This window comes from Metabacillus sp. B2-18, from assembly GCF_021117275.1.
In the GTDB taxonomy this organism is placed as follows: domain Bacteria; phylum Bacillota; class Bacilli; order Bacillales; family Bacillaceae; genus Metabacillus.
This window is the reverse complement of the sequence record NZ_CP088245.1, coordinates 3,383,343-3,398,940: the sequence shown is the minus strand read 5'-3', so window position 1 is coordinate 3,398,940 and position 15,598 is coordinate 3,383,343. Positions and strand designations below refer to the sequence as shown.

Annotated in this window: 14 protein-coding genes; 13 read left to right on the top strand and 1 reads right to left on the bottom strand. The window is 32.7% G+C overall.

Annotated features, from left to right (window positions below):
• The first annotated feature begins 3 nt into the window (after positions 1-3).
• The 6 genes from LPC09_RS17280 to LPC09_RS17255 all read left to right on the top strand — a co-directional run bounded on the left by LPC09_RS17280 (position 4) and on the right by LPC09_RS17255 (position 7,141).
• On the top strand, positions 4-963 hold the full coding sequence (locus tag LPC09_RS17280; protein WP_098797451.1) for a GNAT family N-acetyltransferase: 960 nt from the start codon (positions 4-6) through the stop codon (positions 961-963).
• Between the two features lie 44 nt (positions 964-1,007).
• Positions 1,008-2,108 (top strand): DegT/DnrJ/EryC1/StrS family aminotransferase, encoded by a 1,101-nt coding sequence (locus LPC09_RS17275; RefSeq protein ID WP_098797450.1) that lies wholly within the window; start codon positions 1,008-1,010, stop codon positions 2,106-2,108.
• 91 nt (positions 2,109-2,199) lie between these two features.
• Positions 2,200-3,417, top strand: a complete 1,218-nt coding sequence (locus LPC09_RS17270) for an ATP-grasp domain-containing protein (RefSeq protein WP_098797449.1) — start codon at positions 2,200-2,202, stop codon at positions 3,415-3,417.
• Positions 3,410-4,723 (top strand): type III PLP-dependent enzyme domain-containing protein, encoded by a 1,314-nt coding sequence (locus LPC09_RS17265; RefSeq protein WP_231307881.1) that lies wholly within the window; start codon positions 3,410-3,412, stop codon positions 4,721-4,723. The genes LPC09_RS17270 and LPC09_RS17265 overlap by 8 nt, the downstream gene beginning before the upstream one ends.
• A 35-nt stretch (positions 4,724-4,758) precedes the next feature.
• Entirely contained in the window at positions 4,759-6,036 is a 1,278-nt protein-coding gene (locus LPC09_RS17260) for an O-antigen translocase (protein WP_098797457.1), read from the top strand.
• Positions 6,037-6,076: 40 nt separating this feature from the next.
• Positions 6,077-7,141, top strand: coding sequence for a glycosyltransferase family protein (locus LPC09_RS17255; protein WP_098797448.1), 1,065 nt, complete (start codon positions 6,077-6,079; stop codon positions 7,139-7,141).
• Between the two features lie 395 nt (positions 7,142-7,536).
• Here the strand turns inward: LPC09_RS17255 and LPC09_RS17250 are convergent, their stop codons facing one another.
• Positions 7,537-8,976: a DDE-type integrase/transposase/recombinase gene (locus tag LPC09_RS17250; protein ID WP_098795475.1), complete on the bottom strand. Its 1,440-nt coding sequence runs from the start codon at positions 8,974-8,976 to the stop codon at positions 7,537-7,539.
• A gap of 164 nt (positions 8,977-9,140) precedes the next feature.
• Between LPC09_RS17250 and galU the strand changes: the two genes are divergently transcribed.
• From galU to istA, 7 genes are all read left to right on the top strand, one after another.
• Positions 9,141-10,025, top strand: coding sequence for a UTP--glucose-1-phosphate uridylyltransferase GalU (gene galU / locus LPC09_RS17245; RefSeq protein ID WP_098797447.1), 885 nt, complete (start codon positions 9,141-9,143; stop codon positions 10,023-10,025).
• A gap of 15 nt (positions 10,026-10,040) precedes the next feature.
• Positions 10,041-10,709, top strand: coding sequence for a sugar transferase (locus LPC09_RS17240; RefSeq protein WP_442919995.1), 669 nt, complete (start codon positions 10,041-10,043; stop codon positions 10,707-10,709).
• 144 nt (positions 10,710-10,853) lie between these two features.
• Positions 10,854-11,894 carry an endo-1,4-beta-xylanase gene (locus LPC09_RS17235; RefSeq protein WP_231307880.1) on the top strand — a complete coding sequence of 347 codons (1,041 nt, stop codon included), beginning with the start codon at positions 10,854-10,856 and terminating at the stop codon, positions 11,892-11,894.
• Between the two features lie 78 nt (positions 11,895-11,972).
• A complete protein-coding gene (gene pssD, locus LPC09_RS17230) occupies positions 11,973-12,431 on the top strand; it encodes a PssD/Cps14F family polysaccharide biosynthesis glycosyltransferase (protein WP_231307879.1) in 459 nt (152 codons plus the stop codon).
• The gene (gene pssE / locus LPC09_RS17225; protein WP_098797445.1) at positions 12,428-12,913 is read left to right on the top strand and encodes a PssE/Cps14G family polysaccharide biosynthesis glycosyltransferase; all 486 of its coding nucleotides are present in this window, start codon (positions 12,428-12,430) and stop codon (positions 12,911-12,913) included. The genes pssD and pssE overlap by 4 nt, the downstream gene beginning before the upstream one ends.
• A 49-nt stretch (positions 12,914-12,962) precedes the next feature.
• Positions 12,963-13,979 (top strand): glycosyltransferase family 4 protein, encoded by a 1,017-nt coding sequence (locus tag LPC09_RS17220; RefSeq protein ID WP_231307878.1) that lies wholly within the window; start codon positions 12,963-12,965, stop codon positions 13,977-13,979.
• A 104-nt stretch (positions 13,980-14,083) separates the two neighbouring features.
• Positions 14,084-15,598, top strand: coding sequence for an IS21 family transposase (gene istA, locus LPC09_RS17215; protein ID WP_231307496.1), 1,515 nt, complete (start codon positions 14,084-14,086; stop codon positions 15,596-15,598).

Here is a 15,598-nt window from a genome sequence, read left to right as displayed (position 1 = left end):
AAATTGATTAATTCGGAAGAGGTATTTATTAAAGAGTTTGAAGAAAAGGATAAAGAAGATTGGAATGCTTTTGTTGAAAGGTCAAAAAATGGTACATTTCTTCATAAGATAGAATACATGCATTATCACTTAGATAGGTTTAATGATTGTTCATTAATATTAAAAAATGCCAAAAATAAAATAGTTGCGATTTTACCCGGTAATGTAGAAGGGGATTTTTTTTACAGTCACAAAGGCTTGACGTATGGTGGGCTTTTAATACTTCCTGAAACAAAACTAGAAGATGTAATGATCTATTTTAATAGGTTCAATCAATATTTAAGAGAAGAAAAAAATATAAAAAAAGTATTTTACAAAGCTATACCTTATATCTACTCGAGTATACCAGCTCAGGAGGATGAATATGCTTTGTTTCGACATAATGCTAAATTAACTGGTTGTGGAATTTCATCAGCTATTCTAATGGAGAATTGCTTGCCTTTCAGTACTTTAAGAAAAAGAGGTATAAAGAAAGCGAAAAAATGGAATTTAGAAATTAAAAAAGACTATTCTTACGAGGATTTTTGGAGAGTATTAACTGAAAATTTAGAATATAGACATGACACAAAGCCTGTACACACTTTAAATGAAATAATTCAACTAAAGAATCGCTTCAAAGAAAATATTGAGCTTTATAGTGTATATATGGAAGGTGAATGCGTGGCAGGAGTCCTGATGTACATTACTGAAAATGTAGCTCATGTGCAATATATTTCAGCAAACCAATCAGGAAAAGAAATTTCTGCATTAGATTTTTTGTTTGATTATTTAATAAATCAAAGATATTCAAATGTTAGATATTTTGACTTTGGTACTTCCGTTGAAAAACAGGGATTTTTTTTAAATGAAGGTTTAAGCTTTCAAAAGCAAGGCTTTGGAGCAAGAGGTGTTGTCTATCAATATTTTGAATATGACCTTAATTGATATTGAGTTATTATTTAAGCTTAGTTAAATAAAGGAGATATAAAATGCTAACCTTTTTAGATTTAAAAGCAGTCAATAATAGTTATCAAATTGAGATTGAGAAGGCCGTCAATAAAGTAATAAACAGTGGCTGGTATATTCTTGGAGAGGAATTAGAACTGTTTGAAAAAGAGTTTGCCGAGTACTGTGGAACAAAATATTGTATTGGGGTAGCCAACGGACTAGATGCTTTAACACTTATCTTAAGAGCATATGAAATTGGCTCTGGGGATCAAGTGATTGTTCCTTCAAATACATACATTGCTTCTATTTTATCTATTTCTGCTAACGGAGCTATCCCAGTATTAGTTGAACCCGATATAAAAAGTTATAATCTGGATCCAGATAAAATAGAGGCAAAAATCACATCGAGAACAAAAGCAATCATGGCTGTTCATTTATATGGGCAAGCGGCTAATATGGAAGCTATTAATCATCTTGCGAAAAAATATAATTTAAAAGTAATAGAAGATGCTGCTCAAGCTCATGGAGCTGTTTATCATAACAAGAGAACAGGGAATTTAGGAGATGCTGCTGGTTTCAGCTTTTATCCTGGAAAGAATTTAGGTGCTTTGGGAGATGGTGGTGCTATTACTACGAATGATTCTCAGTTGGCTGAGAAAATCAGAGCATTAAGAAATTATGGTTCTTACGTAAAATATGAAAACCTTCATAAAGGAGTAAACAGTCGCTTAGATGAAATTCAAGCGGCCATTTTGCGTGTGAAGCTGAAGTCTTTAGATCATGATAATGAAAAACGGAGAGAAATTGCATCCTACTATATGGAACATATAAAAAATAAAAATATCACATTACCAATGATTGTAAACAGTGATGGGTTATCTCATGTTTGGCATTTGTTTGTCATAAGGACCAAGGAAAGAGAAGAGCTTCAAAAGTACTTAACAGAACAAAAAATACAAACATTGATTCATTATCCTATTCCTCCTTATAAGCAATTAGCCTATAGGGAGTGGAATGATCTCAGTTATACTATTTCGGAACAAATTCATAATGAGGTACTAAGCTTACCTATCTCTCCGGTTCAAACAAAAGAAGATACAATGCGGATAGTGGAAGTTATTAATACTTTTCAATTAAGCTAGATAATTAATAAGTAAAAACTAACTTTTGTAATGTCTATAACAATCTAAAATAAGGTTGCTAAAAATTTTCGATACTAGAGGTGCCAAATCCATGAAAAAGATTTTGTTTCTAGGTGGTTCTATACAGCAATTACCGGTTATTAGATATGCTAAAGAGAAGGGATATTACATTATACTTTGTGATTATCTTCCAGATAACCCTGGTATTCCCTTTTCACAAGAGTATCATTGTGTTAGTACAGATAATAAAGAAGCTGTCTTGAAAGTTGCTAAGGATAATCATATTGACGGAATTATTGGCTATATTAGTGATGCTGCCGCTTTAACAGCTGCATACGTAGCAAACAAATTGGATCTACCTTCTAATCCGTTTGAATCGGTATTAACTCTTGTCCAAAAGGACTTATTTAGAAAATTTTTAAAAAAAAATGGTTTTCATTGTCCAAAGGCAGAAAGCTATAAAACAGTCGAAGAAGCAAAGAAGGGTCTAGAACAATTTAATTTTCCTTTAATGGTAAAACCCATTGATTCTTCGGGGAGTAAAGGGATATCTCGAATTGATTCAATAGAAGAATGTGAAGGTGCCTTTAAAAATGCAGCTTTTCATTCAAAATCAAAAGAAGTAATCATTGAAGAGTATATTGAAAGAAGTCATGATTATCAAATTGGCGGAGATGTATTTGTCAAAGATGGAAAATTAGAATTCTGTGGATTCTTAAACTGTCATAGAAATACAGAGGTAAATCCATATGTTCCTGTTGGGAAAAGTTATCCTATTTTAATAAATCAAGAGAAAGTGGAAATAGTATGTGAAGAACTCAACAGAATATTAAAATTGTTAGATATAAAATATGGTGCTTTGAATCTTGAAGTGTTACTTGGGAAAAACGATAAAGTTTATTTCATAGAAATCGGCCCTAGGAATGGAGGGAACTTAATTCCAGAATTTTTAAAAGCAATTACTGGGATAGATTTTATAAAAGCAACAGTTGAAACTGCATTAGGTAATCATGAGGAAATGAGTTTTAATTTTATACCACCAAAAGAGGGGTACTATTCTACATATACAATTCACTCACTAAAAAAAGGAAAATTAGTAAATATTAATTTTTCTGATGAGATAAAAGAAAAAATTATATATAAAGTCATTTACAAAGATAAAGGTGACGAGATAGACATTTTTAATAGTGGAAATAAAGCAATTGGTTTTATTTTTATAAAGTTTGATTCTTTAGAAGAACAAAGATATAAAATGCATAATATGGGTCGATATATTAATGTTCAAGTTGAGGAGGAGATTTATGTATAGTTTAACTACAAATGAGAATAAAGAATTAGAATTTCAAACTACTATAGAAGATTATTTGTTTAATGTAGATAAGTCATTTGAATTCAGGAAAGATTATGGTTCATCTTTTTTTATTTTAGATGTAAAAAAGCTCCAAGAAAACTACAAAAAAATTCATAATGCTTTTAAAAAAAAATATGATAATTTTATTATTGCATATTCTTACAAAACGAACTATCTCCCTTATCTATGTAAAGAATTATCAAGATGTGGCGCCTACTCCGAAGTAGTTTCAAGATTAGAATATGACTTAGCTATAAAAATAGGAATTGATCCAAAAAGAATAGTATTTAATGGTCCCTTAAAAAGTCAAGAGGATATCGATTATGCTTTAGAGAATGAAAGTAAAGTGAATTTAGATTCTATTTATGAATTTAATTTTGTGAAAGAGTATTGTGATAGAAACCCCAATAAACAGGTTAAAATAGGGTTGCGAATAAACTTTGACATTTGGGAAAACAGTATTAATTTGCATACAGATGATTATAAAATTAGTAGATTTGGAATATGCGTGGAAAATGGGAATTTAAAATATGCTATAAATGAAATAACTCAATTGAAGAATGTTAAAATTGTGGGATTGCATGCTCATTTCTCCACTAGACAGAGAAGTGTTGAGACTTATTCAAAAATTACCCAAGGACTGTGTAAAGCAGCAAAAGAAAATAATTTAACTGATATAGAATATATAGACATTGGCGGAGGTATTTCTGGGGAGGTTCCTAAATCTCTTAGAGAACATGCACCAACTTTTGATGAATATGCTGAAGCAGTGGGGGCGATCATGAATGAAGAATTTAGTCATTATCAAAATAAACCAACATTGATTCTAGAACCTGGAATATCTATGGTTGCTAATGCTTTTGTATTTGTAACTAGAGTAATTGATGTGAAAAAAATTAGAGATAAGGTATTTGTTTTAGTTGATGGTAGTGCACATAATATAAAACCGACGTTACATCAAAAGAATCTCCCAATGAAGATTTTAAAACAACAGAAGATAGATAACCCCAGTAAACAAAAATATAATATTGTTGGATATACATGCATGGAGCAAGATTACTTAGCTACTAATTGTATAGGAGAGATTCCACAGAGGGACGATTATATTATGTTTGATAATGTAGGAGCATACACAATTGTGTTTAATCCTCCCTTTATAAAAGAAAGACCTGCTATTCTAGCATACGATCAAAACGACATGTGTGTAGTGAGGAGAAAAGAGACATTCAGACAATTTTTTAATGAAGAAATTTATTGCTTCTAGGCAATATAATTTTTAATAAGAAATTAGGTAAAAATATGAACTTTCTAAAAACTAGTTTACTTTCCGGAATATCAACAATTTTTAAAATGTTATCTAGTTTAATAATTAATAAAATTATTGCGAGTTATGTTGGCCCAGCAGGAATTGCTTTAATAGGTCAATTCCAAAATTTTCTTGTTCTTGTTACCACAATTGGAAACGGGGCAATTAACTCAGGTGTAACAAAGTATGTAGCGGAATATAATGAAAGTGATGATAAAAGACGGAATGATGTTATTAATGCAGGGTTTATTATCACAATTATATTTTCAATTATAGTCGGAGGAATTATTTTTTTTGGAGGTCCGTATTTCTCAACATGGATCTTAAAGTCAGAAGAGTATGAAAAAATATTTATGCTTCTAGGAATTACATTGATTTTCATCAACTTAAATACGGTGTTCTTGTCAATTATAAATGGTCTAAAAAAAATAAAGTTGTTCATTTTTATAAATATCTCAAGTAGTCTTTTATCGCTTATAATAACGTCATTATTAACCATTTGTTACGGATTATATGGTGCTCTTCTGTCAATGATTATTGTCCAAGGTATAATTTTACTTATCACAGTACCACTTGCACTAATAAAAGTAGAATTTAAGTTCCAATTTGTTAAGGTAGTAGAAAAAAAACACTATCGAAGGTTATTAAAATTCTCCTTAATGACTATTGTTTCAGTGATTTCTGTGACAATTACGCAAATCTTAATTAGAAACTATTTAGTAGATACTTTTTCAATTGAAGAGGCTGGTTATTGGCAATCAGTTTGGATGATATCAACAATGTATTTAATGATATTAACAACTGCTTTCTCTACTTACTATCTGCCTAGGTTATCAGAGTTACAAATGCAAAACGAAATAAGAGAAGAGATATTATCTGGTTATAAAATTATTTTACCATTTGTCTTTACTTCAGCTCTATTAATATATTTTTTAAGAGATTTTATTATAGTTGTACTTTTCACTCCGGAATTTATTAAAATGAGAACATTGTTTCTGTTCCAATTGATCGGAGATTTTTTTAAAATGGCAAGTTGGACATTGTCTTTTTTAATGGTTGCTAAAGCAATGACTAAGACATTTATTATTACTGAGATACTGTTTGCATTGAATTTTTATGGAATGACCGTATTGTTTACTCATATGAATGGGTTAATTGGTGTAACACAGGCTCATGCATTAAATTATTTTACGTACATGGTTTTAATGATTGTGATGTTTTCAAAAACCCTTTTTGTTTTAGATGACTCAAAGTTAAAACAAACCGCTTAATTGGGTAAATATCTGTTTAGTTTTTTCGGAGGTGGTTTTCGTGAGTAAGATTCTATTGTTGGGAGAATATAGTGGGGTTCATAAAAATTTAAAAGAAGGTTTAGTGGAACTAGGTCATGAAGCATTAGTAGTTTCAGGTGGAGATGGAGACAAAAATATTGATAGTGATATATCCATAACATGGAAATCTCAAAATAAAGTTGTTCGTTTTTTCGAACTAAATAAAATCTTAAAGAGTTTGAGAGGATATGATATTGTTCAATTTATCAATCCGTATTTATCACATAGATTAGCAAATTTGTTATATGGATCAATTTATAAAAACAACAAAAAAACCTTTTGTTTAGCTGCAGGAGACGACGTGGAGGTTTTTAAATTTCTTTTTTCTGGGAAAATGAAATATTCACCTTATGATGAGTATTTATCATATGAAAATTTCAGAAAGTCAAAATTAAAGCATACAACGCTACTTGACTTCATTTTGCAACATAAGTTTATTAGTAAACAGGATGGAATTATTCCTATAATGTGGGAATATGCAGAGAGTTATAGAAATGGTCCCTATTCAAATAAAATTAAAAATACTATACCCTTGCCCATTAACACGGATAAAATTCAGTATAATGAAAACGCACTAAAAAATAAATTGGTTTTTTATCATGCTTCAAACAGACCTAAAGTTAAAGGAACAGATGCAATTGTAAAAGCTATGAAGATTTTTCAAGAGAGATATCCAGATGACGTCACAATGATTTATGCCGACTTTTTACCATTAAATGAATATTTAGAGGTAATATCTAAATCAAATGTCGTGATTGATCAATGTAAGGCATATACCTATGGTATGAATGCTTTATATTCGATGGCGAAAGGGAAAATTGTAATGAGTGGAGCGGAACCAGAGGCTTTACAAGAATTAAATGTACAATCATCCCCAGTTTTCAATATAACTCCGGATGTTGAGCAAATTATTAGTCAGTTTGAATATTTATTGAATAACAGGCAAAACTTGGCCCAACTAGGTTATGAATCTAGAATGTACGTTGAAGAAGTACATGGGTATAAGAGAATTGCAAAACAGTATTTACAAGCCTGGTCAAGTTAAACATACTAATAGTCATAATGAGAAGAGGGATCAAAGAAATTTCTCATATTTATTAAAGAAGAAAATTTTTTTAGCTCAAACGTTCTTTATTATGAACGTTTTTTGTTCTTTTTAACTTAGGGTTAGGTGATTAACAATTGGTAGTGTCAAAAGATTTATGAAAACTACCTAAAGGGTTAGCTTCTCTCCTATTTACTGGATGGAGATGCGCCGCAATCTCTCTTGACAAACACGCCAATGGTTTGTGGATTGTTTAACAAGGGCGAAGGGAACAAAAGAAGGCATACCAAATAAGCCCTTGGTTGTTTCCATTTTAAACCATTGGCAAGTTCGGTTTGTCAAGAGTTCGCTCCGCCGATTGCTGAATTAGCTTAAGGGCTCAGCTAAACAAAAAGTTAGGCTTGTCTTTGTTCTACTATCCATTGTTGTGCTAATCCAATGAGCTTTGTCCAACGTGCTGGCATTGTTGGAAGCCCCTTGAGTTCTGGATTCACTACGGGCACTTTTCCTTCTAAGGCGGCATGCGGACGCAAAAAGTTAAAGTAGGCCGTAAATAAGGTGACGTATGAAATGGAACCATGTTCAGAGCCGAATCCATGAGTGGAGCGATAATTGCCCTTAAAGGTGCGGTTAAGTCTCTCAATTATTTGTTTCATTGGTCTATATTCGGTTGAAACAGGGTCCTCATTGGTTAATCCAATGACCTGCTTCACATCGAATAAAATCTCATGTTGAGCGAAGAAATGTTGGGCTAAAAGATAGATTGGATTCCCGTCTACCACAAAGGTCAGATTTTCTGGAATCTCTTTCATCTTGATTAAGACCTCATCAATTGCTCGAATGGCTGTTGCTGTGTCTCGATTAGGCGACACCGGATACGAAAGAATAATCTTTTTCACGGCGTCAAAAAAGAAAAATAAATAATGCCATCGACCGTTTACTCTGATATACGTTTCATCACCGCAGAATTGGTCTGAAAGTTCATAGGGATAGTGATCCACATAAGGTTTAAGTAATAAAGCTACGCTATTTTCGTAGTTCAATACAGTCTGATGTGAAATCATCACTCCGTGTACGTCCTGCATAATCGCAGCTGTTTTACGGGCCGAAAGGCCATAGTTTACATGATAGGTTAGGATCAATCCTAATGTATGTGGGGATGCATAAATCTTTGATAAGTCCACGGCCGGCAGTTCTGGTGATTCCTTAGATAACGGCTGGAAATCGATATAAAACTGACGGAAAATGTATCTCAATTTAAATGCTTGAGGGTCCTTTTTGAACCTTTTCTTTTCTTTTGAAGTCATCCCATTGAGCTTCTTTTGATAATAAGAACAGTCATTGTTCTTGCACTTAAACACGTGAAAATCTTTTCTTTCTTTTATTTTCTCGAGAGTCTTGGAACAATGAGGACACTTCAGGATGGCCTCCTTAGAGTAACGGTTCTTTTCACTGAAAAGTTCTGTACACACCTTGCATTGATACTGACCTTTATCTCCATTGTTGGCATAAAGATAATCCGATGGAGCACCACACTTTGGACAGTTCATGGCTTTAGGTACGGAAACTTTTGCATTCTTACGCCTTTGAACAGGTTTGAGAGCTTTCCCGTTCTTCTCTAGATATTCACTAAGAAGAACTCGATAATCAAGCTGTTCTAGAACTTCAATGACCGGAAGGTCATCCACTTGAAGTTTTCGATAAGGTTTATTTACGGGCTGTTCAGTAGGTTTATCGAACATGCTTTTACCAATCAATAAAGTAAGCAATGTTCGAATGAGTTGTTCTTGATAGTTTATAAAAGTTAATAAATAGGTTATAATTTGAGGGTACAAATTGTCACTTCCATTCTTGGTTGTTGGGTGTGTGGTAACCTCAATTATCCAAAGAATTTAGGGGGTGGCAATTTTTTTGCCTATAAAGCCCTCTATGGAGATATTTTATAACCTATTTCTTATAGAAGTTTTGACAATACGTAACAATTTAGAGAGGTGGAAAAATGAAAAAGGTACGTAAAGCAATTATACCAGCAGCTGGACTTGGTACAAGATTTCTCCCTGTAACAAAAGCTATGCCAAAGGAGATGTTGCCAATAGTAGATAAACCAACAATTCAATATATTGTTGAAGAGGCTGTTGCATCAGGGATCGAGGATATCATTATCGTAACAGGTAAAGGAAAACGTGCAATTGAAGATCACTTTGATAATGCATTTGAACTTGAAAATAATTTAATAGAAAAGCATAAATTTGACCTGCTAGAGAAAGTCCAAGCACCTTCTAAAGTAGAGATTCACTATATTCGTCAAAAAGAACCGAAGGGATTAGGTCATGCAGTGTGGTGTGCAAGAAAGTTTATTGGAAATGAACCATTTGCTGTCTTGTTAGGAGATGATATTATTCAAGCTGAAACTCCTTGTTTAAGACAATTAATAAATGAATATGAAAAGACTCTATCATCTGTTATCGGTGTACAGACTGTTCATGAAAGCGAGACACATCGTTATGGTATTGTTGATCCTAGTAACCAGATAGGGAGGCGCTATGAGATTCATAATTTTGTTGAAAAGCCGGTGACAGGAACTGCTCCATCCAACTTAGCAATTATGGGTCGCTACGTTTTAACTCCAGAAATATTTATGTTTTTAGAAAAGCAAGAGAAAGGAGCAGGAGGAGAAATTCAGTTAACCGATGCAATACAAAAGTTAAATGAAATTCAGAGAGTTTTTGCCTATGATTTTGAGGGGAAACGATATGATGTAGGAGAAAAGTTAGGGTTTATTTTAACGACTATTGAATTTGCTTTAAAGGATGAGACAATCAAGGACCAAGTGATACACTTTTTAGAAAATCAAAAAAAAGTGTTGAAAGAATTTAGCTTGTAAGGAGGAGGCTGTTTTTTGGAGGGATCATCAGTTAAGCAGAAAGCTATTCCTGATCAGTTATTAACAGTCAGTCAGGTAAATTCTAAAGTACACTATTTAATAATGAAGAGATTATCAGATATTTTTGGTTCATTATTAGGGATTATTATATTATCTCCACTTTTTTTGATAATTGCAATTTGGATTAAAATGGAAGACCCAAAAGGTCCAGTAATTTTTAAACAAGTTAGAGTAGGAAAAGATGAAAAAGAATTTTATATGTATAAATTTAGATCAATGGTAACTGATGCAGAAGAGAGGTTAGAAGATTTGCTCTTATTAAATGAAGTGTCAGGAGCCATGTTTAAAATGAAGAAAGATCCCCGTATTACAAAAGTTGGAAAATACATTCGCAAAACAAGTATGGATGAATTTCCACAATTATTAAATGTACTAAAGGGTGAAATGAGCTCCCGTCCACCTCTTCCACGTGAAGTTAAGGAATATTCATTATATGATAAACAAAGGTTGATGGTAAAACCAGGTTGTACTGGGCTCTGGCAAGTAAGTGGAAGAAATGATCTAGGATTTAAAGAAATGGTAGAACTTGATTTGAAATATGTGGAAGAAAGATCCTGTATTAATGACATGAAAATCATATGTAAGACGGTAAAAGTTATTTTTTCACCTAATAGTGCATTTTAGTAGTCTTATAATAATTTTTGTCTTCAAAAAAATAAGTGAAACACTTAACGAAACTGATTATGGTTAATTAGTCTCATGAATTTCATAGTTAGAAATATTAATCAATTATGTAAAAAGGAGCGGAAGAAAAAAGGGAGTGTTTTATTGAGAATTAGAAAGTTTTTGTTGTTCATTTTATTATTTGTTACAGGATGCTTTTGTTTGTATCTTTATGGAGAAAAAAATCATTATTTACGAGAGGTGGCAGACAAGAGAAATTTTTTAATAGGAGCCTCTGTTTCAGCATCTCCTTTTTTACATGACGACAAATATAAAACCATACTCAAAAATGAATTTAATTTGTTAACGATTGAAAATGATATGAAGTTTTCAAGAATTCATCCACAAAGAAATACATATGATTTTTCTTTGCCAGACCTAATGGTGAATTTTGCTGAAGAAAACGACATGAAAGTTAGAGGTCATACGTTAGTATGGCATCATAGTAACCCCGACTGGCTTAGTAAAGAAAAATATTCAAAGGAAGAACTCTCTCTAATATTAAAAAATCATATTCAAACAGTTGTAAAACATTATGGAGGCAAAATTTATGCTTGGGATGTTGTAAATGAAGCATTTAATGATGATGGAACACTAAGGAACAATATATGGTTACAAACAATCGGACCGGAGTATATTGAATTAGCCTTTCGGTGGGCTCATGACGCTGATCCTAATGCTCTTCTATTTTATAATGATTATAGTAATGAAGGGATAAATCAAAAGTCGAATGCAATTTTTAGAATGTTGGAAGATTTTATGAAAAGAGGAGTGCCGATTGACGGAGTTGGATTTCAAATGCACTCCGACATCATGTCCCCAAAAGACGAGGAAAAGATTAAGGAGAATATTAATAGATATAAACTCATAGGATTAGAAGTTCATATTACAGAATTGGATATAGCAATTCAAAATAGCGATAAACCCTATAAAAAAAGGCTGCAGCAGCAAGCAGAGATGTATTCAAAAATCTTAGATGTCTGTCTCCTGTATTCTAATTGTACTGCAATGGTAACTTGGGGAGTGACTGATAAATATTCATGGATTCCAGAATATTCAGGGCAACCAGATGCCCCGTTGCTTTTTGATAGAGATTATGAGCAAAAGCTAAGTTATAAATCAATATATGGAAAATTGAAAAAATAATGTGAGTTGGCATTATTTAGAAACGTCTCTTAAGTTTTTTAGGGAGACTTTTTTACTTGTCAGTTGAAAGAGGGATGAATGGTGAAAATATGTTTTGCTGCATCTTCAGGTGGACATCTAGAGCAACTAATGATGCTTTATCCAATAATGAATAGTTATAAAAGTTTTATCTTAACTGAAAAAACAAAATATACATTTAATTCAAATAATATAAAGGTTTATAATGTAACTCAAATTAATAGGCATGAGATTTTATTTGTTGCTAAGTTATTGATATTAATTATCAAATCTTTAATTATATTATGGAAAGAGAAGCCTGAGGTTATAATCTCTACGGGTGCTTTAGCTACTATCCCTATCTGCTTAATATCAAAACTCTTTAAAACTAAAGTGATTTTTATAGAATCTTTCTCTAAAATTAGCACTCCCACGATAACAGGAAAAATTATGTCAAAGATTGCGGATTTAGTTATCATTCAATGGGAAGACTTGAAGGAATTTTATCCAAATGCAATTTATGGAGGGGGCATCTATTGATATTTGTTACTGTTGGTTCACAGAAATTTCAATTTAATAGACTATTAGAAGAGATAGACCATTTAATTCAGAAAAAGGTCCTTAAATCTGATGAAATTTTTGCCCAAATCGGCTATTCAACATACGAGCCAAACTACTATTCATTTAAACCATTTCTTAATAAAGATGAATTTATGCAAATGATTGATAAGAGTTCTATCATTATTACACATGGGGGGACGGGCTCCATTATAACTGCTGTCAAAAAGGGGAAAGTTGTAATAGGTGTTCCTAGAAAAAAAGAATTTGGGGAGCATGTAGATAATCATCAGTCTGAAATATTAGAACAGTTCTCTAATTCAAAAATAATCTATGCAGTTTCTGATATAACCGATATCGAAAGTGCGATAAAACAAGTTGAAAATTTGAAATTTAGGAAATACGAATCAAATACAAAAAATATAATTAGCATAATAGAAAAGTTCTTGCAAAGAATTACTTGATAATTAAGAGCAGTATTATTTATTAAAATTGAAAAGGGGAAGTATATATATGAAAGTAATTATGATTGGTTCTCATTTACGAGTAAATGGGGGAATAACCCGTGTTGTAAGAAACTATTTTGAAGCTGGATTATCTCAAAAGGTTGATCTCGAATATTTCCCTACTTATTATGGAAGTAATCATTTTTTAAATATATGTTATTTTGTTCTTCAATTTATTAAGCTATTTATAAAGTTGAGCTTTATAAATCAGCAATATAATGTGGCCCATATTCATATGTCCTATAAGGGAAGCTTCATTCGTAAAAAATATATAATACAGCTTTTAAAATATAAAAATATACCTATAATACTTCACATGCATGGCTCTCAATTTAAAGACTTTTATAATAACAATTCTGATTTTAAGAAAAAAGAGATTAGGGATACTTTGAATAAAGCTACAATAATTCTTGCTCTCGGTGAACTCTGGAAAGAATACTATCAATCCATTAGTCAAACAAAGGTTGTTTCTTTTGAAAATGCAGTATTCCCTAAAAGTACTGAATATTCAAATGAAAAAATATATATTACCACAATGGGAATCCTTTCTCAAAGAAAAGGAACTTATGATTTGATAGAAGCTTCTTTAAGAATTAAAGGTAAAGTGGACCCAAAATATAAATTTTTAATTGCTGGTGACGGGGAAGTTGAGAGAGTTAAGAAGAAAATAGAAGAATTAAATCTAGAAGATATGTTTGAAATACCGGGGTGGATTTCAGATCAAGTAAAAATCAATGAAATCTATCGCAAGAGTATAATTTTTGTTTTACCTTCTTACAATGAGGGGATGCCTATGTCAATCCTGGAAGCTATGAGCTATGGATTGCCAGTAGTCTCTACGGATGTAGGTTCGATCTCGTCAGTAGTTAAGGGAGAAAACGGTTTACTAGTGAAAGCGGGTGATATAGAAGCCATAGCAAACAGTATAATCTGTTTATTGAACGATCAACAAAATATTAAGAAGTTTGAGATAAATAATAGTGTATTTGATAAATTAGATTTGAGCCACTTTTCAATAGTTTGATCACATAAAAAATGAGCCACACGATTTCCAATTTAATTAACCTCTTTTATGATTGTAAGTGACCAAACTATCAATCAGAGAAGAGGAACAAAAGGATGATCAATATGGCTCAATTTCATCGTATCAAATTTTTAAAAGAGGTTGAAGGATTATCACAAAGACAAATTGCAGAAAAACTTGGTATTTCAAGAAACACCGTTAGTAAATACTTAAAACAAAATGTAGCTCCTACAACCATTCAACGCCAAAAGGTCTATGGTACAAAGCAGTATTCTGATGAAACAAAGCGAGTATTGCCGATTATCGATCAATGGCTTGAGGAAGATCTAAAGAGCTGGGGAAAACAAAAACATACAGCTGCGAGAATCTTCAATCGACTAGAAGACGAGTATGATTTCAAAGGTTCCGCATCCAATATTCGAAAAATCGTTGCCAAACGTAAAAAGAAACTACAGGAAGTCTTCATTCCACTTGATTTTCAACTCGGCCACCAATTCCAATTCGACTGGGGAGAGGCGGACATTATTCTACAGGGTCGAACGCAACGTGTTTACCTCTTTTGCATTCAGCTTTCGGCAAGCCGCCTACGATTTGTAAGAGCTTATCTAAATGAAAAACAAGAAGCTTTCTTAGATGGTTTTGTTCATGCGTTTGAGTTTTTTGGAGGCGTTCCAACTGAAGGACTCTTCGATAATTTAAAAACAGCTGTACTTAAAATTCTTCAGGGGCGTGATCGCCTCGAACAAGAATCTTTTATCGCTCTCCAGGCTCATTATTTATTCAAAGCAGAATTTTGTAATGTACGATCTGGAAACGAAAAAGGACGCATTGAAGGGACAGTAGGTTATATAAGAAGAAATGCCCTTGTACCTAAACCAGAAGTCCAATCGTTAGAGGAATTAAATGAATACCTTTCAGAATGGTGCCTACAAGAGGCTGATAGACGAATGGTACCTTACTCAAAAGAAACAGTTTTAGCTATGTGGGAAAAGGAGAAACAACAGCTTCACCCATTGCCAGAGAACCGTTTTGAGGCGTGTAGGCTTGTTTCATGCCAAGTAAATAAAACATCTTTAATAACCGTTGATACCAACCAATACTCTGTTCCATGTAGCTATGTCGGTCAAGCTGTGTGGGCAAAAATTTTTGTGGATCGTGTGATCGTTGTGGCTCAAAATCAAGTGATCGCGGAACATTCTCGTTCCTATGAGAGAAATCAAATGGTTACCGTTTTAGATCATTATCTAGAAGCTCTATTAAAGAAACCACGTGCTGTCAGAGATGCCCGTGCCTTTCAATCTTCTAAAGTACCAGAAGTGTTCAGGCGTTTCCATCAAAAGATGCGTGAACAAGAAGGTGCTGCAGGAGATCGAAAGTTTATTCGTCTACTCCTTCTCCATCGGGAGATAGGAATGGAGAAACTCACGCAAGCTTTACAACAGGCGGAACAAACGCAGATATTTAGGTATGAAGTGGTTCATGAAATAATTCAAAAACTGACAAACGCAAACGTCAAAATCCATGACCTTTCGAAAGAGAAAACGCCTACTAATCTAGTAGATTATAAAGTTAAAAAATCGAATGTAGCTCAATATGGACAATTAACAGGAGGTCAGTAA

What these genes read in the sequence shown, in the direction of transcription:
- LPC09_RS17275 (WP_098797450.1), top strand. Translation starts at nt 1,008, where the DNA reads ATGCTAACCTTTTTAGATTTAAAAGCAGTCAATAATAGTTATCAAATT.
- LPC09_RS17270 (WP_098797449.1), top strand. Translation starts at nt 2,200, where the DNA reads ATGAAAAAGATTTTGTTTCTAGGTGGTTCTATACAGCAATTACCGGTT.
- LPC09_RS17265 (WP_231307881.1), top strand. Translation starts at nt 3,410, where the DNA reads ATGTATAGTTTAACTACAAATGAGAATAAAGAATTAGAATTTCAAACT.
- LPC09_RS17260 (WP_098797457.1), top strand. Translation starts at nt 4,759, where the DNA reads ATGAACTTTCTAAAAACTAGTTTACTTTCCGGAATATCAACAATTTTT.
- galU (WP_098797447.1), top strand. Translation starts at nt 9,141, where the DNA reads ATGAAAAAGGTACGTAAAGCAATTATACCAGCAGCTGGACTTGGTACA.
- pssD (WP_231307879.1), top strand. Translation starts at nt 11,973, where the DNA reads ATGGTGAAAATATGTTTTGCTGCATCTTCAGGTGGACATCTAGAGCAA.
- LPC09_RS17220 (WP_231307878.1), top strand. Translation starts at nt 12,963, where the DNA reads ATGAAAGTAATTATGATTGGTTCTCATTTACGAGTAAATGGGGGAATA.
- istA (WP_231307496.1), top strand. Translation starts at nt 14,084, where the DNA reads ATGGCTCAATTTCATCGTATCAAATTTTTAAAAGAGGTTGAAGGATTA.